At 65.0% G+C, this 20,363-nt stretch carries 23 protein-coding genes; 12 read left to right on the top strand and 11 right to left on the bottom strand.

Annotated features, from left to right (window positions below; all coding sequences use genetic code 11):
* Window position 1: 1 nt before the first annotated feature.
* From V7Q81_RS05045 to V7Q81_RS05035, 3 genes are all read right to left on the bottom strand, one after another.
* Complete coding sequence (locus tag V7Q81_RS05045; RefSeq protein WP_333840835.1) at window positions 2-778, bottom strand: sulfite exporter TauE/SafE family protein; 777 nt, start codon at window positions 776-778, stop codon at window positions 2-4.
* Window positions 779-947: 169 nt separating this feature from the next.
* Window positions 948-1,403, bottom strand: a complete 456-nt coding sequence (locus V7Q81_RS05040) for a hypothetical protein (RefSeq protein WP_333840834.1) — start codon at window positions 1,401-1,403, stop codon at window positions 948-950.
* 58 nt (window positions 1,404-1,461) lie between these two features.
* Window positions 1,462-3,543, bottom strand: a complete 2,082-nt coding sequence (locus V7Q81_RS05035; protein WP_333840833.1) for an NAD(+) synthase — start codon at window positions 3,541-3,543, stop codon at window positions 1,462-1,464.
* A 470-nt stretch (window positions 3,544-4,013) separates the two neighbouring features.
* Between V7Q81_RS05035 and V7Q81_RS05030 the strand changes: the two genes are divergently transcribed.
* From V7Q81_RS05030 to V7Q81_RS04975, 12 genes are all read left to right on the top strand, one after another.
* The gene (locus V7Q81_RS05030; RefSeq protein WP_333840832.1) at window positions 4,014-4,526 is read left to right on the top strand and encodes a hypothetical protein; all 513 of its coding nucleotides are present in this window, start codon (window positions 4,014-4,016) and stop codon (window positions 4,524-4,526) included.
* Window positions 4,527-4,782: 256 nt separating this feature from the next.
* The gene (locus V7Q81_RS05025) at window positions 4,783-5,376 is read left to right on the top strand and encodes a MarR family winged helix-turn-helix transcriptional regulator (protein ID WP_333840831.1); all 594 of its coding nucleotides are present in this window, start codon (window positions 4,783-4,785) and stop codon (window positions 5,374-5,376) included.
* A gap of 82 nt (window positions 5,377-5,458) precedes the next feature.
* Window positions 5,459-6,019 carry a diaminobutyrate acetyltransferase gene (gene ectA / locus V7Q81_RS05020; RefSeq protein ID WP_333840846.1) on the top strand — a complete coding sequence of 187 codons (561 nt, stop codon included), beginning with the start codon at window positions 5,459-5,461 and terminating at the stop codon, window positions 6,017-6,019.
* Window positions 6,000-7,313 carry a diaminobutyrate--2-oxoglutarate transaminase gene (ectB, locus tag V7Q81_RS05015; protein ID WP_333840830.1) on the top strand — a complete coding sequence of 438 codons (1,314 nt, stop codon included), beginning with the start codon at window positions 6,000-6,002 and terminating at the stop codon, window positions 7,311-7,313. Before ectA ends, ectB begins: the two co-directional genes overlap by 20 nt.
* Complete coding sequence (locus V7Q81_RS05010; protein WP_333840829.1) at window positions 7,310-7,693, top strand: ectoine synthase; 384 nt, start codon at window positions 7,310-7,312, stop codon at window positions 7,691-7,693. Before ectB ends, V7Q81_RS05010 begins: the two co-directional genes overlap by 4 nt.
* Window positions 7,694-7,788: 95 nt before the next feature.
* Window positions 7,789-8,724, top strand: a complete 936-nt coding sequence (gene thpD / locus V7Q81_RS05005; protein ID WP_333840845.1) for an ectoine hydroxylase — start codon at window positions 7,789-7,791, stop codon at window positions 8,722-8,724.
* Window positions 8,725-8,762: 38 nt separating this feature from the next.
* On the top strand, window positions 8,763-9,635 hold the full coding sequence (gene ehuB, locus V7Q81_RS05000; RefSeq protein WP_333840828.1) for an ectoine/hydroxyectoine ABC transporter substrate-binding protein EhuB: 873 nt from the start codon (window positions 8,763-8,765) through the stop codon (window positions 9,633-9,635).
* Between the two features lie 37 nt (window positions 9,636-9,672).
* Window positions 9,673-10,326, top strand: coding sequence for an ectoine/hydroxyectoine ABC transporter permease subunit EhuC (gene ehuC / locus V7Q81_RS04995; RefSeq protein WP_333840827.1), 654 nt, complete (start codon window positions 9,673-9,675; stop codon window positions 10,324-10,326).
* Window positions 10,323-10,991 carry an ectoine/hydroxyectoine ABC transporter permease subunit EhuD gene (gene ehuD, locus V7Q81_RS04990; protein WP_333840826.1) on the top strand — a complete coding sequence of 223 codons (669 nt, stop codon included), beginning with the start codon at window positions 10,323-10,325 and terminating at the stop codon, window positions 10,989-10,991. Before ehuC ends, ehuD begins: the two co-directional genes overlap by 4 nt.
* Complete coding sequence (gene ehuA / locus V7Q81_RS04985) at window positions 10,988-11,764, top strand: ectoine/hydroxyectoine ABC transporter ATP-binding protein EhuA (protein ID WP_333840825.1); 777 nt, start codon at window positions 10,988-10,990, stop codon at window positions 11,762-11,764. Before ehuD ends, ehuA begins: the two co-directional genes overlap by 4 nt.
* 186 nt (window positions 11,765-11,950) lie before the next feature.
* Complete coding sequence (locus V7Q81_RS04980) at window positions 11,951-12,712, top strand: tetratricopeptide repeat protein (protein ID WP_333840824.1); 762 nt, start codon at window positions 11,951-11,953, stop codon at window positions 12,710-12,712.
* Between the two features lie 49 nt (window positions 12,713-12,761).
* Window positions 12,762-13,241: a DUF456 domain-containing protein gene (locus tag V7Q81_RS04975; protein WP_333840823.1), complete on the top strand. Its 480-nt coding sequence runs from the start codon at window positions 12,762-12,764 to the stop codon at window positions 13,239-13,241.
* A 35-nt stretch (window positions 13,242-13,276) separates the two neighbouring features.
* Here the strand turns inward: V7Q81_RS04975 and V7Q81_RS04970 are convergent, their stop codons facing one another.
* The 8 genes from V7Q81_RS04970 to V7Q81_RS04935 form a co-directional block, all read right to left on the bottom strand.
* Window positions 13,277-13,888, bottom strand: a complete 612-nt coding sequence (locus V7Q81_RS04970) for a trimeric intracellular cation channel family protein (protein ID WP_333840822.1) — start codon at window positions 13,886-13,888, stop codon at window positions 13,277-13,279.
* A 71-nt stretch (window positions 13,889-13,959) separates the two neighbouring features.
* On the bottom strand, window positions 13,960-14,208 hold the full coding sequence (locus V7Q81_RS04965) for a hypothetical protein (RefSeq protein ID WP_333840821.1): 249 nt from the start codon (window positions 14,206-14,208) through the stop codon (window positions 13,960-13,962).
* Window positions 14,209-14,393: 185 nt separating this feature from the next.
* Entirely contained in the window at window positions 14,394-14,966 is a 573-nt protein-coding gene (locus tag V7Q81_RS04960; protein WP_333840820.1) for a glycine zipper 2TM domain-containing protein, read from the bottom strand.
* 44 nt (window positions 14,967-15,010) lie between these two features.
* Window positions 15,011-15,232, bottom strand: coding sequence for a CsbD family protein (locus V7Q81_RS04955; protein ID WP_333840819.1), 222 nt, complete (start codon window positions 15,230-15,232; stop codon window positions 15,011-15,013).
* A 289-nt stretch (window positions 15,233-15,521) separates the two neighbouring features.
* Complete coding sequence (locus V7Q81_RS04950) at window positions 15,522-16,886, bottom strand: sigma 54-interacting transcriptional regulator (RefSeq protein ID WP_333840818.1); 1,365 nt, start codon at window positions 16,884-16,886, stop codon at window positions 15,522-15,524.
* Window positions 16,883-17,437, bottom strand: coding sequence for a hypothetical protein (locus V7Q81_RS04945; protein ID WP_333840817.1), 555 nt, complete (start codon window positions 17,435-17,437; stop codon window positions 16,883-16,885). Before V7Q81_RS04945 ends, V7Q81_RS04950 begins: the two co-directional genes overlap by 4 nt.
* Window positions 17,434-18,906 carry a sensor histidine kinase gene (locus V7Q81_RS04940; RefSeq protein ID WP_333840816.1) on the bottom strand — a complete coding sequence of 491 codons (1,473 nt, stop codon included), beginning with the start codon at window positions 18,904-18,906 and terminating at the stop codon, window positions 17,434-17,436. The genes V7Q81_RS04945 and V7Q81_RS04940 overlap by 4 nt, the downstream gene beginning before the upstream one ends.
* Before the next feature lie 100 nt (window positions 18,907-19,006).
* Window positions 19,007-20,062 carry a tartrate dehydrogenase gene (locus V7Q81_RS04935; protein ID WP_333840815.1) on the bottom strand — a complete coding sequence of 352 codons (1,056 nt, stop codon included), beginning with the start codon at window positions 20,060-20,062 and terminating at the stop codon, window positions 19,007-19,009.
* Window positions 20,063-20,363 lie beyond the last annotated feature (301 nt).

Below are 20,363 nucleotides of genomic sequence, written 5' to 3'. Positions count from 1 at the left end.
CTTACACGGCGAGCTTGCCGGCGACCGCCATCAGGGCCGCCCCCATGAGCCGGCGCAATACCGCTTCCGGCAGCGCCCCGCAGAGCCGGGTGCCTAGCCAGACACCGGGGATCGACCCGAGGAGCAGGCCCGCGAGCAGCCCCCACTGCACCGTGCCCAGGGCCATATGGCCGAGGCCGGCCACCAGGGTCAGGGGTACGGCATGGGCGATGTCGGTAGCCACGATGCGTCGCGCCGCCCAGGCGGGGTACACGACGGAAAGGAAGGCCACCCCCAAGGCGCCGGCACCCACCGATGACACGGTGACCAGCACACCCATGGCCGCCCCCATGACGATAGTCGTTGGAACCTCTCCCCCGAGGCGCTCTACGAGCCGGACGCGGACTGCCAGGGCCTGGGCCCGCCGTCCGAAAAGGAGGGCGAGACCGGTGAGGGCGAGGGCCACGGCGAGGACGGCGCGAATCGCTCCCTCCAGTCCCTCGAGGCGGGCGACTTGCCCCAGCCAGGCGAGCGCCAGAAGGCTGGCGGGGAGACTGCCGAGGGCAAGCCACCCCACGGTGCGCCAGTCCACCGCCCGCTCCCGGTGATTCCACCGGGTGGCGCTCAGCTTGGTGAGGGCGGCGTAGAGAAGATCGGTGCCCACCGCAGCAGCGGGCGCCACCCCCAGCACGAGAATGAGCAGGGGGGTCATCAGGGCGCCGCCGCCGATGCCGGTCAAGCCCACCAGCACCCCCACCAGGAGTCCCGCCAGGGAGATCGAGGGATCGAAGCCGTTCATGGGAGATAGCCAAGATAATTTTATGGATTCATTAACTGCATTTATCCTATTCGAAAGACATATATCTTCAAAGAAATTTGAAGCTAAAAGTTTATTCCTAGAAATTATTTGTGAAGACGGCCATGGCGTGGCCGTGGGCAGGGCCGATCGGGGGGTGCGTGCGGGACCTTCAGGGATTGGTGAGCCGCCGCCGCGCCGAGCTCGGACGGAGACGGCGGCGTTCTCGCGCCCGGGTTCGGGTCGAGGGTGGCGCGAGCTGGGAAACCCGCTTCAAGATACGGAGGCTCGCTCGGGTGGCGCTTACCGCCAGCGTCTGGTCCCGGTCGAATTCGATCATCAGATGTACGCGGCCCGAGACGGCGAACCCCAAGGGCAACCCCTTGGCCAGAGCGGTGCCACGGCAGCGGATTTCCCATTTCGAAAGCCGCCGCGGCAGCCGACGTGGCGCCTGTTCCACCGTGGCGCCCCACAGGCGGAGCTCGGCTTCCACCCTGGGGGTGACTTCGCCCGCGCCGCGCCCTCGCAGATACAGGGGCACCCGGGGGAAATAAATCGCCACGTGGGTGGGCCGCTGGGTGAGGGCGCCCACCAGGGCACCGTCCAATTCGATGAAGGAGTCCTTCAACCGATCAGCCTGGGGGAGGCGAAGGCCAGTTCATTCTTGAATCCTGCGGAAAGGCCGGTCAAGCCCGGTCCCGGGGCGGGCTTTCCCGATCGGGGATGGCGCTGAGACGGGCAAGCCAAGCCCGGGCCTGTGCGTCGCTGGGCGCACGCCAGTCGCCCCGGGGGGAGAGGGAGCCACCAGAACCCACCTTGGGGGCGTTGGGCAGGGCGCTGCGCTTGTACTGGCTCAGGCGGAAAAAGCGGTCCAGGAACACTCCGAGCCAGCGCTTGATTTCAGCGATGGTGTACTGGTGGCGTTTTGCTTCAGGAATGTCGGGCCAGGCGCCAGTTGCCGGGGTGTGCCAGGCGCACCAGGCCAGATAGGCCACCTTCTCCGGGCAATAGCCGAAGCGCAACACGTAGTAAAGGAAGAAATCGGTCAGCTCGTAAGGCCCGACGATCGCTTCGGTGCGCTGCCCGGGCTGGTCGCCGCTGGGGCTTGGCACCAGCTCCGGGCTGATTTCGGTCTCCAGCACCTCCATGAGGACCTGGCTTGCCTCGGGGCCGAAGCGGCCCGTGGCTGCGACCCAGCGGATTAGGTACTGGATCAAGGTCTTGGGCACGCTTGCGTTCACGTGGTAGTGGGCCATGTGATCCCCCACCCCGTAGGTGCACCAGCCCAAGGCCAGCTCCGAGAGGTCGCTGGTGCCCACCACCAGGGCGCCGTGCAGATTGGCGAGGCGGAACAGATGGCTCGTGCGCTCGCCCGCCTGCACGTTCTCGAAGGTGACGTCGAACACCGGCCTGTCCTCCCGGTGGGGATGCCCGATCGCGCGCAGCATGGCCTCTGCGGCTGGACGGATGTCGAGTTCCCGGGCGCTCGTCCCCAAGGCCGCCATCAACTGCTGGGCTTGGCGGCGGGTGCGCGAGGAAGTGGCGAACCCGGGTAGGCTATAGGCAAGGATGTGGGTGCGGGGAAGATTGAGCACGTCCATGGCCCGGGCGCATACCAGCAGGGCTTGGGTGGAGTCGAGCCCCCCGGAGACGCCGATCACCACCTTGTCGATGCCGGTGGTCTTGAGGCGCGTCACCAACCCCTGAACCTGGATCTCGTAGACCTCCCGGCAGCGCTCGTCCCGCCGCGCGGGATCGGCGGGCACGTAGGGGAAGCGCTCTAACGGGCGCTTCAGGGGTAAAAATCCCCGGACGGGGACTTCCAGCCGGAAGGACACGGTGCGGAAAGCCGCCACTGCTTCCCGATGGCTCCGAGCCGAGTCGGCGAAGGTGCCTTGGCGCAGGCGGTCCTGGACGAGTCGTTCCAGGTCGATGTCGGCGGCGACGAGCTGAGCCCGGTAGGCGAAGCGCTCGGACTCGGCGAGCCGGGAGCCATTCTCGTAGATGAGAGCGTGGGCGTCCCAGGCGAGGTCGGTGGTAGACTCCCCCGGCCCGCAGGCTGAGTAGAGATACGCGGCCAGGCAGCGGCCGGACTGGTTGGCCACCAGCTGCCGGCGGTAATCGTCCTTGCCCAGAGTGGCGTTCGAAGCGGAGAGGTTCACGAGCACCGTGGCGCCGGCGAGCGCCGCATAGGACGAGGGAGGCACGGGTACCCACAGGTCCTCACAGATCTCGGCGTGGACCACCAGGTGCGGCTGGTCCTCGGCCTGGAACAGGAGTCGGGCTCCGAAGGGGATTTCTTGACCCCAGAGAGTGATCCGGTCCCGTGTGGCACACTCGCCCGGGGTGAACTGGCGCCGCTCGTAGAATTCCCGGTAGTTGGGCAGGTAGGTCTTGGGCACAATCCCCAGTACTCGCCCCCGGTGGATCAGAGCAGCGCAGTTATAGAGCCGCCCGTCGATTTCCAAGGGCAACCCCACCGCGGCGAGCAAGGGAAGCTGCGCTGTCTCCTGGAGCACCCGGGCCAGGGCCTCGCGGCAGCCTAGAAGCAGGGCCTGCTGGTGGAATAAGTCCTCACAGGAGTAGGCAGACAAGCCCAGCTCGGGAAAGACCACGAGCGCCGCGCGTTCTTCCGCCGCCCGGCCCATGAGGGTGATCGTCTGGGCGGCGTTGAAGTCCGGATCCGCCACCCGGACTTCGGGCACGGCCACCGCCACGCGTACGAACTGATGACGATAGGGGTTGAAGAAATCGCTGGGTTCGGTCATGGACGCAGAGAGAGGCACCGCCCGGCTTGGCTTTGGCATTCTAATGCGGAAAGAGGGCAGCCAGGGGCTTCGGCCGTTCGCCAGAGGGGCCTTTCTCCACCCCGTCGGGACCCTTTTTCAGCGCGTCGGCGCGAGTTGGGGTTTCATTGGTTTTTTCTCTACCCCATCGCCGGGGGAGGAAGGGGAAGGCAGCGCACCACCACACGATCCGATCCGCTGGCGGCGATCCCCCTGCCCGTGATAGAAACAGACGGGTTTCGGGGGGCCATGGGGGGAGTGCCCGAAAAAGCGTTGTAGGCACTCCTTTCCGGGGCTCGGGAAAGCGCTCCGATGTTTTTCTCCCCGTGCTCATCGGCTGCCCTTCGGATTTTTTCTCCCTGCTCAGGCGCCATCGTTCCGGGCTCGGTCCTGCCGCCTTCCGCCCCGGCATGGGGGCGGCTAGAATCGCCTCGGCTTTTCGAACCGCAGCCATGCCGTTCGCTTTCTACGACCGCCTGAGCCCCCGCCGTAAGCGCATCTACGACGCCAGCGACCGCATCGAGGCGGTGCCCGTGCCGGGCGTGGAAGACTTGCGCCCCCTGGTGGAGCTCATCGCTCAAGCCCTGGCCGCCGAGCATCCCGGCGCCACCGAGATCGCCTGCCAGCGGTTGCTGGACGAGTTGGTCCGGCGGCTGGGCGTGCCCCCGGTACGCATCAAGGTGTACAAGACCCGGCCTCAAGTGGCTGGGGGCGAGCTCCACGGGCTGTACGAACCCAGCGGGGACGGGGCGCTGCCCAAGATCTCCGTTTGGATGCGCACGGCCCAGCGCAGGCAAGTGGTGAAGTTTCGCACCTTCCTGCGCACGGTGCTGCACGAGTTGTGCCATCACCTGGACTACGAGCTCTACCGGCTGCCGGAGACCTTCCACACGGAGGGGTTCTACAAGCGGGAATCCCACCTCCTCAGGCAGCTAGCAGGCGAGCCGCCGACCAAAGCGGTTTGAGAGGTCCCAGGACGCGCGCCGCTTGAGCATCCGGCTGGCCCTAAGTCCTTGCGGGGATGGACCCCACGTACCCCCCACCGGCGGGCTACGCCGGCGAGGGGGGCAACCCCAACAGGCTCACCCATCTCCCCTCCGCATCCTTTTCGGACGACGTGGAGCTTGACAAGTCTCTAAAATTAATTATGATTGAAATAATTTCATGAAAAATAATTATGCTTACAATAATTCCTGTCGCAATCTCGCGGGAAGAGCTGGCATGGTAAGCTGCGCCGATCCCAGGCACGAGCCGCTCCCCCTCGTCGAGGAGACGGCCTCCGGCGCCGTCTCTTCCCCTCGGCTCGAGGCGGTCCCGGAGGTAGACGAGGGCCGGACAGGTGTGCGCTACGATTTGCGCGTCTTGCGCGCCATCCGGCGCATCATCCGCTGCGTGGACTTGTACTCCAAGCAGTTGGAATCCCAGAGTGATATCACCGCGCCCCAGCTCGTATGCCTGCTCGCGGTCGTGAACGGCGGGCCGATGACCGCCACCGCGCTGGCCAAGGAAGTGCATCTTTCCCCGAGCACGGTCGTGGGCATCCTGGATCGGCTGGAGGAAAAAGGTCTAGTCACCCGCAGTCGCGGGGTGCAGGACCGGCGCATCGTGCGGGTGAGCGCGACCGAACGGGGCGCGGCCCTCGCCGCCCAGGCGCCCTCGCCGCTGCAGGAGCGATTGGCCCAAGGTCTCAATCGCCTGCCGGAACTGGAGCAGGCCGCCATAGCCTTGGCGTTGGAGCGCGTGGTGCAGCTCATGGAGGCCCAGCACATCGACTCCGCACCGATTCTCGAGACCGGGCCCCTCAGCCGGCCATGAATGGCACCGCGCCGAGGCGGGTCTCGAACCCGCGGCACGGCGCATCGAATCATTCAGATAGCATAGTCGAGGAGATAGGCTTATCGCGATTAGTGCGGAATATTCCTTAGCCGGGGGGCCATCCATCCAACTGACCGAACCCACCATCGAGCGCGGCAGCGACATCCGAGCCCTCATCCACGCCTGCCCGCCCCTCGATGTCAATTCCACTTACGCTTACCTGCTGCTGGCCCACCATTTCGCTGACACCTGCGTCTTGGCGCTCAAGAAAGGGCGGGCGGTCGGGTTTGTCTCTGCTTACTTCACACCACGTCGGCAAGACAGCCTGTTCATCTGGCAGGTGGCGGTGCATCCGGACGTTCGCGGCCAGGGCCTCGGCAAGCGCATGCTCTTCGCGCTGCTGGCAAGAAGAGCCCTTTCCCGTATCAGCTGGATCGAAACCACGGTTTCGCCCGGCAACGGAGCATCGCGGGCCATGTTTGCTGCCCTCGCCCGGGCCCTCGGTGCGCGGATCGAAGAACGTCCTTTGTTCACGCCGCGAATGTTCGGGACCGAGCATCACGAAGAAGAGCGCTTACTCGTGATCGGTCCGATCCGCAAGCCAGCCGAAAAAGGAGGATGTCATGAATCTGAGGATTTTTGATCAACTGGAATCGGAGGTGCGAGGCTACGTCCGTTCGTTCCCCGTGATCTTCACCAAGGCCCAAGGCGCCACCCTGTGGGACAAGGACGGCAACCGTTACATCGATTTCTTTGCCGGAGCGGGAACGCTCAACTACGGTCACAACGAGCCTGGCATGAAGGCGCGGCTGCTCGATTACCTGGAACGCGACGGTGTGGTCCATGGCCTCGACATGGCCACGGCCGCAAAAAAGGAGTTTCTGGAGACTTTCGAACGCGTGATCCTGCACCCGCGGAGCATGCGCTACAAGGTCCAGTTCCCCGGGCCGACGGGGACCAACGCGGTCGAGGCGGCCCTCAAGCTCGCGCGTCAGGCGAAAGGCCGTACCGGCATCATCGCCTTCACCAACGCTTTTCATGGAGTCACCGGCGGATCCCTGGCGACGACCGGCAATGAGAAGTTCCGCTGCGCTGCGGGCCAGCCGCTGCCCAACGTGCAGTTCATGCCCTACGACGGCTACATCGACGGGGTCGATACTACGGAACTGCTCGACCGGCTGCTGGCGGACAAGTCGAGCGGCATCGATGTTCCCGCCGCGGTGATCGTGGAGTCGGTGCAGGGTGAGGGCGGTGTGAACGTAGCCCGCTTCGAGTGGCTGCGGCGTCTGGAGCACGTATGTCGGCGCCACGACGTATTGCTGATCGTGGACGATATCCAGGTGGGGTGCGGGCGTACCGGGACCTTCTTCAGCTTCGAGGGCTCCGGGGTGAGCCCTGACATCGTCACCCTGTCCAAGTCCCTCTCGGGCTTCGGGCTGCCCATGTCCCTGGTGCTCATGAAGCCCGAGCTGGATGTGTGGCGCCCGAGCGCCCATAACGGCACGTTCCGCGGCAACAACCTGGCCTTCGTCACTGCTCGGGAAGCGCTACTGCGCTATTGGAGCACCGGCGACCTCACCCGAGAGGTGGAACGCAAGGGCAAGATCATGCGCCTATGGCTCGAGCACATCGCCGATGCCTACCCCAGTGGCCAGTTCGAGGTCCGGGGTCGGGGGATGATCCAGGGACTGGCTTCGCGGGTTCCCGGGTTGCCCCAGCGGATCACGGCGATGGCGTTCAAGCGTGGCATGATTGCGGAGACCTCGGGGGCCGAGGACGATGTGATCAAGCTGCTTCCGCCGCTCACCATCGACGACGAACTGCTGGCGGACGGGTTGTATCTGCTCGAGCAATGCGTGGCCGCGGCGCTGGACGTGGGGCTCGTCACCAGCTCCAATGTTCGCACCCTGAAGAAGGCGGCGGGAGGCAGCCGATGATTGTGCGCAAGGTATCCGACGTGCTTGGTACCGAGCGCGACGTGCACACACCCAACTGGGTGAGTCGCAGGTTACTGCTCAAGCAGGACGGCATGGGTTTCTCGCTACACGAGACCACCATCCGTGCCGGCACCGAGACCCCCATGTGGTATCGCCATCACCTGGAGGCGGTGTTCTGCGTGGGGGGAGAGGGCGAAGTGGAGACGCTGGCAGACGGCGCGGTCTACACCATCACGCCAGGAACCGTGTACGCCCTAGACCGGCATGACAAGCACGTCCTTCGCGCCCGCACCGACATGCGCCTGGTGTGCGTGTTCAATCCACCCCTCACCGGCGCTGAGATGCACGACGACGAGGGCGCCTATCCGATCATTGAATAGGCGGCGTCCGGCTGAGGAACGGACGCGGGGGACAAAAGACCCACGAACTGTGGCCGGCCGCGCTGCTTCTGTACCTGCCATTGGAGGTCGTTGAGATCATGCTTACCCTAACCGATGTCTATAAATCGCGCTGCGACAACGAGGCGGCGATTATCCTGCGCCAGGATCCCGTGGTCTATCAGGGCTGGAAGGAAGTAGGACCGGCGGACCTGTCTCAACACCAGCTTGCCCGCTATGCCCAGAAGGGTTTCATTGTCCTAAAACAGCTCTTCAGTCCGGAGGAGGTGGGGCGAATGCTGAGGGAAGTGGAGCGGCTTGCCCACGATCCGAAGCTCGAGGGCTACGACGAAGTGATCGCCGAGCCGGGCGGCGGCGAGGTGCGCTCAGTCTTCATGGTGCATCGCCTGAGCCCTGTGCTCGATCGGCTCGCGCGCGACATCCGGCTGGTGAACATCGCCCGGCAGATCCTGGGTAGCGAAGTCTACATCCATCAATCCCGAGCCAACCGCAAGCCGGGCTTCAAGGGCAAGGAGTTTTACTGGCACAGTGACTTCGAGACCTGGCATGTGGAAGACGGCATGCCGCGCATGCGGGCGGTCTCTTGCTCGATCCTGCTCACGGACAACGACGAACACAACGGCCCGCTCATGATCATTCCCGGCTCCCACATGCACTATATCCGGTGTGTGGGCGAGACGCCCGGCGAGCACTACAAGTACTCTCTCAGGAAGCAAGAGTACGGCGTTCCGGACGAGGCCAGCCTGCGCTTCCTGGTGGATCGAGGCGGGATCGAGTCGATGAAGGCTCCAGCCGGATCGGTGGTGTTTTTCGACTGTAACGCCATGCACGGCTCTAACAGCAACATCACTCCCAGGCCACGCAGCAACCTTTTCTTCGTCTACAACAGCGTGGAGAACACGCTGGGCGCTCCGCTGCACGGTCTCGCTCCCCGGCCCGAGTTCGTTGCCACCCGTAGCGACTTTTCGCCCATCGAGCCGGTAACTCCGGAGACGGTCAAGAGCAGCGCATGACAAAACCCGCGAGACGGGGAAACCAAAGCAGGGTGTGGATGGCGCGCGCGTTGGTGGCGGCCACCGCGGCGGTCTCGCTGCTGATCGGTTGCACGGATCCCCTTGCACTGGACGATGGTTCCACCTTGGAGCGGGCCCGCCGCGAGGGGAGCATACGCATCGGTTTCGCGGATGAAGCGCCCTTCGCCTATCTCGACACTCAGCGCAACCGGGTGACTGGTGAGGCCCCGGAGGTGGCGCGGGTCGTGCTGCGCCGCTTAGGGATAAGGAAGGTAGAAGGCGTGCTCACCGAGTTCGGGTCTTTGATTCCGGGATTGCAGGCCGGGCGGTTCGATCTGATCGCCGCCGGCATGTACATTCTGCCGCGCCGCTGCAAGCGCATTGCTTTCTCCAACCCGACCTATGCCGTCGGACAGGCGCTCATTGTCCGGCGGGGAAATCCTCTTGGGTTGCACGGCTATGAGGACGTGGCGCGCCACCCGCAGGCGAAGCTCGGTGTGGTGGCAGGCGCAGCCGAGCGCGAATACGCGCGCGCGTTGGGCATACCAGACGAGCGCATCGTCGTCTTCCCCAGCGCGGCCAATGCCCTGGCGGGGGTCGAGGCTGGGCGCGTGCACGCTTACGCGGCGACGGCCCTCACCGTACGGGACCTGCTGTCCAAGACCCAGGTGGGGAACACCTGGGTCGAACGGGCCCGGCCGTTTCGCCAGCCGGTGATCAACGGCAAGCCAGTCATTGGCTACGGCGGTTTCGGATTCCGCCAGAGCGACCAGGATCTGATCGAGGCGTTCAATCGCGAGCTCGATGCTTTCATTGGCACCGAGGAGCATCTGCGATTGATTGCGCGTTTCGGCTTCACGGAAGCGGAGCTCCCGGGGAAGGTTGCGGCGGAGGCGCTGTGCCGCGGCTAGGTTGGCGCTGCCATACCCGCGGAGCAGGGCAGAAACGGTGTTGTACCTGGTTCCGCCTCTGCTAGATGGGTTCGCGGTGACGCTGCGACTCACCACGGGCGCAGCGCTGCTCGCGCTGCCCGTCGCCATAGCTGCCGGACTGGCGCGGCTCGCCCCTTGGCGGGCTGTGCGCTGGCCGGCCACCGCATACGTGGAAGTGTTTCGCGGCAGCTCCGCCCTGGTGCAGCTCTTCTGGTTCTATTTCGTGCTGCCCCTCTTCGGGCTGAATCTCTCCGCCATCGCAGTCGGAGTTCTAGTCCTGGGCCTCAATACCGGAGCGTACGGCGCCGAGATCGTGCGGGGCGCCATACTGGCAGTGCCCCGGGGTCAGTGGGAAGCGGCGCTGACGTTGAACCTCACTGCCTGGCAGACCATGAGACGGGTAGTCCTGCCTCAGGCGCTTCCCGCCATGCTGCCCCCGGCCGGTAACCTTCTGATCGAGCTGCTTAAGAACACGGCGCTGGTGTCCTTGATCACCCTCACCGATCTCACCTTCCGCGCCCAGACGCTGCGCTCTGAGACGCTGAAGACCGAGACGATCTTCACCCTGGTGCTGGTGATGTACTTCGGCACGGCACTGATGCTCACCGCCCTCATGCGCGGGCTCGAGGCGCTCCTCTCTCGGGGCCTCGAGCGGGGAGGCGTGCGGTGATCTTCGACTGGGCCTTCGCCCTGGAAATCTTGCCCCAGCTCGCCCGGGCATTGGCGGTCACGGTCCAGGCGACCCTCGGGGGTATGCTGATTGCCCTCACGCTCGGGCTGCTTCTGGCGATCGCCCGGCGCTCGCGCTGGCCACTGGTGCGAGCACCCGTTGCCGGTTTCGTGGAATTCGTGCGCAGCACACCCCTGCTGGTGCAGATTTATTTCTTGTTCTATGGGCTGCCCGCCCTTGGCGTGCAGCTCTCGGCCTTCACCTCTGGGGTGCTCGCCCTCGGCCTGCACTACGGTACCTATTGTTCCGAGGTCTACCGGGCTGGGCTCGACGGGGTGTCCCGAGGCCAATGGGAAGCGGCAGCGGCGCTAAACATGAACCGGATGCAAACCTACATCCGGATCGTGATCCCCCAAGCAATTCCGCCGGTGGTGCCGGCCTTGGGCAACTACCTCATCGCCATGTTCAAGGACACCCCACTGCTTTCTGCCATCACCGTGCTGGAGCTATTGCAAAGCGCCAAGATGATCGGCGCCGAGACATTCCGCTATACGGAGCCGCTTACCTTGGTGGGCATGCTGTTCCTAGCGATAAGCCTCGTCGCAGCGGCGGGGATACGCGCCCTGGAACGGCGACTTGCCGTCGCTCTAGGAAGGACGGGATGAGGCCGGCGGTTCGCCTCGAGGGCGTGCGCAAGCGCTACGGGGAACTGGAGGTGCTGCGGGGCGTGGACCTGGAGATCCCCGCGGGCCAGACGGTGGCCATCATCGGCCCCAGCGGATCGGGTAAATCCACCCTGCTGCGGCTGTTGATGACGCTGGACAAGCCCGATGTGGGGCGCATCGAGATCGCCGGCGAGCCGTTGTGGACCATGGTGCACAACGGCCGCGAAGTGCCGGCCGACGAGGGTCATGTGCGGCGCCTGCGGGGCAAGGTGGGCATGGTATTCCAGCACTTCAACCTGTTTCCCCACATGACGGCGCTCGCTAACGTGATCGAAGCGCCGATGCGGGTGCGGGGGCTCGGCCGCGCTGAGGCCCAAGCCTTAGGGATCGCCCAGCTAGAACGGGTGGGCCTTGCTGACAAGCGCAACGCCTACCCGGCGGAGCTCTCCGGTGGCCAAAAGCAGCGCGTCGCGATCGCCCGGGCCCTGGCGATGGAGCCCGAGATCGTGCTGTTCGACGAGATTACCTCGGCCCTTGATCCCGAGTTGGTGGGCGGAATCCTGCGGCTCCTGGAGGAGCTCGCCCGGACAGGGCGCATGACCATGCTGATCGTCACCCACCACATGAAATTCGCCGAGCGCTCCTCCGACCGGGTGCTGTTCTTCGATCAAGGCCGCGTCCTAGAGGACGGCCCGCCGCAGCGAATCTTTCGCGATCCCCGAAAGCCGCGCACCCGCCAGTTCCTGGAAGCGATCCTTTCATCCGAAGATTAGAGTGCAGCGGCCATGCCGTCGAGAGAGGCGCAAGCAGGCCGCATTTGCCGTCGGCGCAGCCATGCGCGAAGCCAAAGGTGCGGGAATCGGACAGGCAGGCGGTTATGCCTGTGTTAGACTGGAAACGCCGTTGGGCACTGCTACCAGGCATGCGGCTGAAAGTGGGATGAACGGGAGCCGAAGGTGATGGGCGCGAAAGCGCTATTTTTCGCCGCGGGATTCGTGATCGCGGCGCCGGCGTGGGCGGCCTTTGAAGACGCCTGGCGTGCTTATCTGGACGGAGACTACGCTGCGGCGGAACGCGGGTTTGCCGCGCAGGCGCAGCAGGGCGACGCCCGCGCTGCCTGGCTGCTGGGAGAGCTCTACGCCCGAGGGCGTGGCGTGGCGCCGGATTCGGCACGGGCGCTGGAGTGGAAGGAGCGGGCAGCGGTATTGGGCGATGAGGCGGCCCAGTTTGCCGTGGGCGAGATGTACGCGCAGGGCCGCGGCGCCCCGCTCGACCCGCAACGGGCGGCTCACTGGTACGAGCGCGCCGCGCAGCAGGGGCATCCCAACGCGGCCCTCGCCCTTGCCCGCCTCAAGGAGCAGGTGGGGGACATGGCGCAGGCATTGAGCTGGTACCGCCGTGCCGCCGAAGCGGGATTGCTCGAAGCCCAGGAGCGGCTCGCGAAGATCTACGAAGAAGGTCTCGGCGTTGCTCGGGATCCGGGGCAAGCCGCCGAGTGGCGCCGGCGCGCCGAGGGTATCCTCCAGGAAGAGCGCCGTTTCCAAGCGGCAGAGCGGGCGCGCCGTGAGGCGGAAGCGCGGGCCGACGCGTATCGGCGGATCTGGCAGGATTATTGGGGCACTCATCTCTGGCTAGGCCGTCACCACGGGCCGTGGCACCCGGGGGGGTCCTACGGGATCGGTTTCGGTCTCTATCCTTGGGGCTATCCATTCGGGTGGTGATTTTCTGCGACAGGATTCAGCGTGGCCCCATGCGTCGGGACCTCCTGCGGTGAACGTCTGGCTCTGGCTGCTCGTGACCGCCCTGGTGCTGACGGGCCTTCTTGGCACCGTGCTCCCCGGGCTGCCGGGGGTTCCCCTGATCTTTGCCGCCTTGTTGTTCGCCGCCTGGATGGACGGCTTCCAGCATGTGAGCACCATCACCGTGATCGGACTGGCCCTGCTCACCCTGGTCGCCGTTGCCGTGGACCTGGTGGCGAGTGCTTTGGGCGCGGAGCGGGTTGGCGCGAGCCCCCGGGCAGTGGCAGGGGCTGCCGTGGGCACCGTGGTGGGCGTGTTCTTCGGACTGCCCGGGCTGTTGCTGGGGCCCTTCGTCGGTGCAGTGATCGGAGAATATCTCACCCGCAGCGACTGGCGCCGGGCCGCCCGCGCCGGCATCGGAACCTGGGTGGGGCTTCTGCTGGGCACTGTCGCGAAGCTCGCCCTCGCCTTCACCATGGTGGGCGTATTCGTGAGCGCTTACTTGATGTAGCGATCCGGCGCACGTCAAAGCGGCCCGGGGGCGCACTAGCGCCTGGCGACGAAGATGGGCAGGCGGATGCGCCAGCGGATCGCCGCCAGGCGCAGCGCCAGCACGGCGGCGATGGCCAGGGCCGCGGAGGCATTGGGCGCCACGCCGAAGTGGTTCAAGGCCACCAAGAGCAGAGCGCCCGCCCATGCCGCGGTCGCGTAGAGCTCGCCGCCGAATACCAGCGGCACCTCATTGCACAGGACGTCCCGCAGCACCCCGCCAAAGACGCCGGTGATTACCCCCATCACGCTGGCCACGAAGCCGTCCGCCCCCATACCGAGGGCGATCTGGGTGCCGAGCACGGTGAACAGGGCGAGCCCCAGGGCGTCGGGAATCAGAAATAGGTTGAGCGGTAGCCGCAGGCGCCTCACCAGGACGAAGGTGGTAAGCCCCGCGGCCACAGCGGCCCAAAGGTAAGAGGGATCGACGATCCAGAACACCGGGCGATCCAGCAGCAGGTCCCGGAGCGTTCCCCCGCCCAGGGCCGCAGCGAGCGCCACTACCACCATACCGAAAAGGTCGATGGGTTTTCTTCCGGCTTCCAGTACGCCCGTGGCCGCGTTGACCGCCACCGCGCACAGCCCGATGGCGTAGAGCCCTTCGTTCATGGGTTTCACCTTCAGGACCGGGATTGTACCCCTGGCCGGCCCCGGCGGTGGAAAGGCGCCTGAGGAAGGAGTCAGCGCTTACTGCAAATGTCGTAGCCGTCTCGCCAGCCTTGGGCGTAGAGGTTGTCTTTCTTGAAACGGGCTTCGTCCTTGCGCACGCCGATCAGGACTCGGGCGCTGTGGCAGCCGTCGGCATAACCTTCCTGAAAGGCCGGTGGGTAGCCGGACAGGTTCACATTGGGGCGGCTCGGCGGAGTCGCGGCGCACCCAGCACCGAGCAAGGCGGCGTTCACGAGAATGAAAAGGCGCGAGGGTCTCATTGGGGGTTTTCCAGGTTAAGGGGCGCGCGGTCGTTCATCGACACTTAAAAAAAAAGCCCGCCGGAGGAGAGAATAGCGGGCCAACTTGGGGGTTCCTTGTATTCGCCGAAGCGCGGCCTCTGGATGCTGGGAGTCCTTTCGCTCGTCTTGAGTTCCTTGAGGGCGCTGGCTGGACCTGAACCTTTTCAGCCTCTTGCCACGAGGCGGCCATCCACGATACGCACCTTTTCGCCGATGCCGAATCCGGGCGGCGCCTCTTGGGTCAGGGTGCGGGTGGTACCGTCATCCATACGCACCGTGATTCGGTAGACGGTGGTTTTCTTCACGTTCTTCTCGATCTCGTTGCCCACGTAAGCGCCTCCCGCGGCGCCCACGATGGTGGCAATGGTACGGCCACTGCCGCCGCCTATCTGGTTGCCGATCACCCCGCCGGTGACGCCGCCGGCCACCATGCCGACTCCGGAGGGCTGCCCCTTGACCTCGGAAGCCGTGATGGACTCCACCACGCCACAATCCGGACAGGGGCTCGTCCTCGCGACGGGTCCAGGCGTCGCCGCCCTCGGGGCAGCGACCGGCTTGGTTGCGTCGGGCTTCGCCGCTGCCTTCGTCTCGCTTGTCGCCTGCCCTGGCTGGACTTCCGAGAAGGCCGCGGGCAGGTGACCCGTCATGGTGGCGATGCCCACGATGCTAAACAGGATCACCGCCATCGCCGCGATGATCATTAAGGGGTAAAGCAGGCTGCTGTTGTTGTTTACCATGTTGCCCCCTTTGTCTGTTTTTCTCGGAAGCCGCGCTGCCTCTCTCAGTGATTGGGTCGAATGAAGCTGCTAGCCCGCACCAGGAAGCGCTCCACGTCCACCTCTGCCTCCTCGCGGGTGTGGCCGTAGCGCTGTTGCAGCAGATCGATCAGCCGGTCGCGCCGGCCTTCCACCTCATCCAGGTCGTCTTCGGTCAGCTCGCCCCACCATTGTTTCGCGTGGGCACGGATTTCCTTCCAGTTGCTGTTCAGGACGTCGATGGCCATGGTTTTGTACTCCCTGATTCCATTGGCGGGTGCCTCGCACGAGCGCGCGAACCCTTGAAGCTATGGCAAAGGACGTGCCAGGGAACAGATGGTCTTGACAATCAACAAGTTAGCTATGAATGGGCCGGTTTGTCGAGTGGGGCGGTGCCTGAGAACTGTCGTCGATTGGCGACAATTAAGTCGCAAATCTCTTGTAACACGCTGACTTAGAGCATGTTTTTAAAGTCGCCGAGCAACGACGGCATCGACACAAACGGTTTTGCCCTCTCCGAGCCGCAGAGGAGTCAGCTTAGTCCCGGGGCCGCTTGAATAGCGCCGGATCGAGCTGCAGGCGTTGCAACAGCTTGTAGAACTCCGTACGGTTGCGCTTCGCCAGCTTGGCCGCCTGGCTCACGTTGCCGCCAGTGATCTTGAGCAGCCGCGCCAGATATTCCCGTTCGAAACGGGTGCGCGCGACTTCGAAGGAGGTGATTTCATCCTGTTCGTGCTGAATGGCGTTTTGCACCAGCGTGGCGGGAATGATGGGGCTGGTGGCAAGAGCGACGGTCTGCTCCACCACATTCTGCAATTGCCGTACGTTGCCGGGCCAGGGGGCCTGGGCGAGGAGCTCCATCGCTTCGGGAGCGAAGGCGGTCACCGCCTTGTGATACTTGTTCGCCAGGCGATGCAGGAAGTAGGTGGCGAGGAGCGGGATATCTTCGCGTCGTTGCGCCAGGGAGGGCACCGTGAGGGAGACCACATTCAGCCGGTAGTACAAATCCTGGCGAAAGTTGCCCGTGTTCTTGAGGGCTTCCAGATCCCGATGGGTGGCGGAGATGATGCGCACGTCCACCGGAACGCTGCGGGTGGACCCTACCGGGCGCACCTGCTTGTCTTCCAGCACCCGCAGGAGCTTCACCTGCAGGGTGAGGGGCATGTCGCCGATTTCGTCCAGGAACAGGGTACCCTGGTGGGCCGCTTGGAACAGTCCGCTGTGGTCGCGGGTGGCGCCGGTGAAGGCCCCTTTCACGTGGCCAAACAGTTCGGACTCCAGGAGCTGCTCGGGAATGGCGCCGCAGTTGACCGCGACGAAGGGGGCCTCGGCCCGGGCGCTCGCTTTGTGGATGGCCCGGGCGAGCAGTTCCTTGCCGCTACCGGACTCGCCCTGGATGAATACGCTCGCGTCTCCCGCCGCCACCAGCCGAGCCTGGGCCAGCAGGTCCTCCATCAAGGGGCTGCAGGTGATGATGTCGCTGCGCCACTCGCGATCGCCCAGGGCAGAGGTTCCGGCGGAAACGCCGCCGGAAACGCTAAGTGCCTTCGCTACCTGCTCCAGCAGCTCCTGGGCCTCAAACGGCTTGGTCAGGTAGCCGAACACGCCGCGCTTGGTGGCTGCCACCGCATCGGGGATGGTACCGTGGGCGGTGAGAATGATCACCGGCAGAGTCGGGTGCGCTCGATGCAAGGCATCGAACAGGGCCATGCCGTCCATGCCACCCATGCGCAAGTCGGTGATCACCAAATTGGGCCGGGCCGCCTCGATGGCCGACAGCGCTTTTTCGGCGCTCTCCACCGAGGTGACGGCGTAGCCGGCCGACTGCAGCCGCAGGGTGAGTAGCCGCAGGATGCCGGGATCGTCGTCTACCACCAGAATGCGCTGGGGAACGGTGGTCATCGCTGCTTGCGCATCTGCTGTTCGCGCTCGATCAGGGCCTTTTCGATGCTCTTGATGGCGTCGAGCTTCTGCTGCAAATCCTCGGCGCGCTTTTGCTCTTCCTTGACCCGCTGGCTGGCCGCGTTCAAGCCTTCCGCAAGCCGACGATGCTCCTGGATCAGGCCGTGCAGCAGCAGAGCGAGCCGCCGCAGGTCACCGCTTCTCGGTTCGTTCGACTTCACGAGGGGCTCCAGGAGGTTCAGGCTCTGGACCTGATCTTCCGGGCCTGCGCCGGGCAGTGCGCCGTGGAGCGCGAGCTGGAGCCGGTTGTATTCGCTGCGGGTCTTGGCGTAGGTCTGCCGGGCCCGTTCGTACTCTTTGGCGAGCTCCTGTCCCTGGAGTTTCGTCAAGCGCTCATAGTAGTCGAGCAAAGCCTCCACGTCGCTAACCGGGCGGGTGAGGCCGGGAATGACTGGCTCCGGTCGCGCGCCCTCGCCAACCGGGGGCACGGCGCAGCCTGCAGTGAGAGCGAGTACCGCCGCCAACAGGAAAAGCCGCGATCCCAGGTTCACGTGCTGACCCATGGATTGAGGGGCAAGGTGACGCGGAAATGGGCCCCCGGCGCGGCGCGGTCCACCACTTCCACCCGCCCGCCATGGGCCAGTACGTGCTCCTTGACGATGGACAGCCCTAGCCCCGAGCCCTTGACCGCTGCCGATTGCTGGGCGCGGCCCTGGAAAAACGGGGCAAACACCCGCTCCCGCTCCTCGGGAGGAATGCCGGGCCCCTCGTCGATCACGTCGAGCACCGCCGCGGCATCGTCGCGGCGAAGTTCGATGCGCACACGGCCGCCCTCGGGCGTGAACTTGATGGCGTTGGAAACCAGGTTGTCCACCACGGTGCGCAGCTTCTCTTCGTCGCCCGACACATAGACAGCCTCGCAGTCGAGTTCCAGCTGGATCGATCGGGTGCGCAGCGCCAGTTTGTGATCATTGACGACGCTTTTCACCACGTCGCTCATTTTAACCTGTTTGATGTTGAGCTTTCCCTTCCGGAACTGGGACGCGCTGTAGGCGAGCAGGTCCTCGATCAGCCGGCCGAGCTGGAGGCTGCTCTGGCGCAGGATGCGGGCGATTTCCTTCTGCTCGGGATTGAGCTTGCCCACCACTTCGCCCGCCAACAGGTCGGAGCCCTCGCGCAGCGCCGTGAGCGGCGTCTTTAGCTCGTGGGATACGTGGCTCAGGAACTTTTTTTTCTGCTCTTCCAGCTCCATCAGCCGCAACCTTAGCCAGTCGAGCTGCTGACCCAGGTAGCGCAAGTCTTGGGGGCCGTCCACTCGGATTTCCAGATCGAACCGCCCCTCGCCCAGGGTGCGTATGCCCTGGGCGAGCTGCCGGATGGGGGGCACGATGAGCAGGGGGAAACCCACCACCAAGAAGAGCGCCACGGGCACCAGCGCCAGCATCTGCAGCATCATGATCTCGTAGGCCTTCTGGGACATCTTGTGCAACGTTTCCACTTCCCGGTCGATGACTTCGTTGCTGTGAATGACCAGCTTCTGTGCTCCCTGGGACAAGGACTCGAACGTCGTGGCGATCCACTGCAGTTGCTGTGCCTCCTGGTCCTTGGCCGTCGCCTCCGGGTTGGCCGGAGGCAGCGTCCTCAGCTGGCGGTGAATGGCCGCCTCTTGCTTGACCATCTCGGTGAGCAGCGCCTGCTGGCTTTCGGCCAGCCGGGAATGCTGGAGCAGGCGCGCGCTTCTCAGAAACCCCTCCCGCAGGTTCTCGTAGCCGTCGAGCTGCGAGCGGTCACGCAGCACCAGGTACTGGCGTGCGACCCGTTCCATGCCGGTTACCGATTCCGAGAGCGCCCGGCTCTCCTGAATGAGGCGCGTCGCCTCGTAGACCGCCTTCTGTCCTTGGTTGGTGAGGCGGTCGATCGCCACCGCGTTGTTCACCAGGGCGAAGATGAGGGGCAGCGCGACCAGGGCGAGCCCGACGAACAGCAGAGCGAGGAACGACTTGGGGTAGCGGACCCGCATGGGCAAGGGTGATGGGAGCAAAAACACCCTCCCGCCCGCAAGCGCAAGGGCGCTCAAATGGTAGCAGCACCGCGCCCTAGCGCCAACAGGCGGCCTGCCCCTAGAGAGCGGAAGCGATGGCCTGGCCCACTTCGGCGGTGGAGGCGGTGCCTCCCATGTCGCGGGTGCGCGGTCCTTCCCTGACCACCGTTTCGATGGCGCGCTCGATCGCCTGGGCCGCTTCCGGATGCCCCAGGTGCTCCAGCATCATGGCACCGGACCAGATCTGGCCGATAGGGTTGGCGATGTTCTTGCCGTAGATATCCGGGGCGGAGCCGTGCACTGGCTCGAAGCAGGAAGGAAATTCCCGTTCGGGATTGAGGTTGGCCGACGGCGCGATGCCGATGGTGCCGGTCACCGCCGGCCCCAAATCGGACAGGATGTCACCGAAGAGGTTGGAGCCCACTACCACGTCGAACCACTCTGGGTGCAGCACGAAGTGGGCAGTCAAGATGTCGATGTGATACTGGTCGGCGCGCACGTCCGGATACTGGGCCGCCATGGCCTTAAAGCGCTCGTCCCAGTAAGGCATGGTGATCGAGATGCCGTTGGACTTGGTGGCGGAGGTGACGTGCTTGCGAGGCCGGCGACGGGCGAGCTCGAAAGCGTAACGCAGGATACGGTCCACTCCTCGGCGGGTAAAGGTGCTCTGTTGCACCACGATCTCATAGTCAGTACCTTCGTAGATGCGGCCTCCGATGGAAGAATACTCTCCCTCGTTATTCTCCCGTACCACCCAGAAATCGATATCGCCGGGCGTTTTGTCCTTTAGCGGGCAGGGTACGCCGGGCATGAGCCGCACCGGTCGCAGGTTCACGTACTGCTGGAAACGCCGCCGGATCGGGATCAGCAGACCCCAAAGGGACACGTGGTCGGGTACGCCGGGAAAACCCACCGCGCCGAGATAGATGGCGTCGTGGTGGCGGATCATCTCCAGCCCGTCCTCGGGCATCATGCGCCCGTGGCGGGTGTAGAACTCGCAGCTCCAGGGGAAATGATCCCACTGGAACTCGATGCCGAACTTGCCTCCGGCCGCTTCTAGCACGCGGATGCCTTCCGGCATCACCTCCTTGCCGATCCCGTCGCCGGGGATCGTGGCGATCCTGTATTTGGGCATGTTCCTTTCTCGCTTGATCGGGCTGCGAGCGGCAAGGTTTGGGCCGCGGAGGCTGCGCCAGGGCCGTCGGAGCCGTCGGGTTGGGATTCACACTGGGAAGAGGCAGCAGGGTTCGTCCCCGAACCCCGCAGGCCGATTCATGGCTCGCCTATTATAGCCGGCGTAGCGTGGCTGGGGGCACCAAGCCGGGCTTCTATAATGAAACATCATGGAGAGATGCCGCATCGAGGCTAGTTCAAGCAGCGCGATCAGGCGCCGGACACTGGGCGCGGTGCTGGTACTCGCCGTGGCGCTCACCGGG

Origin of the sequence: Pelomicrobium sp., assembly GCF_036803785.1 — a bacterium.
Classification (GTDB): Bacteria; Pseudomonadota; Gammaproteobacteria; order Burkholderiales; family UBA6910; genus Pelomicrobium.
Note: the sequence above shows the minus strand (reverse complement) of the source record. Positions and strands in the feature narration are given on the sequence as shown.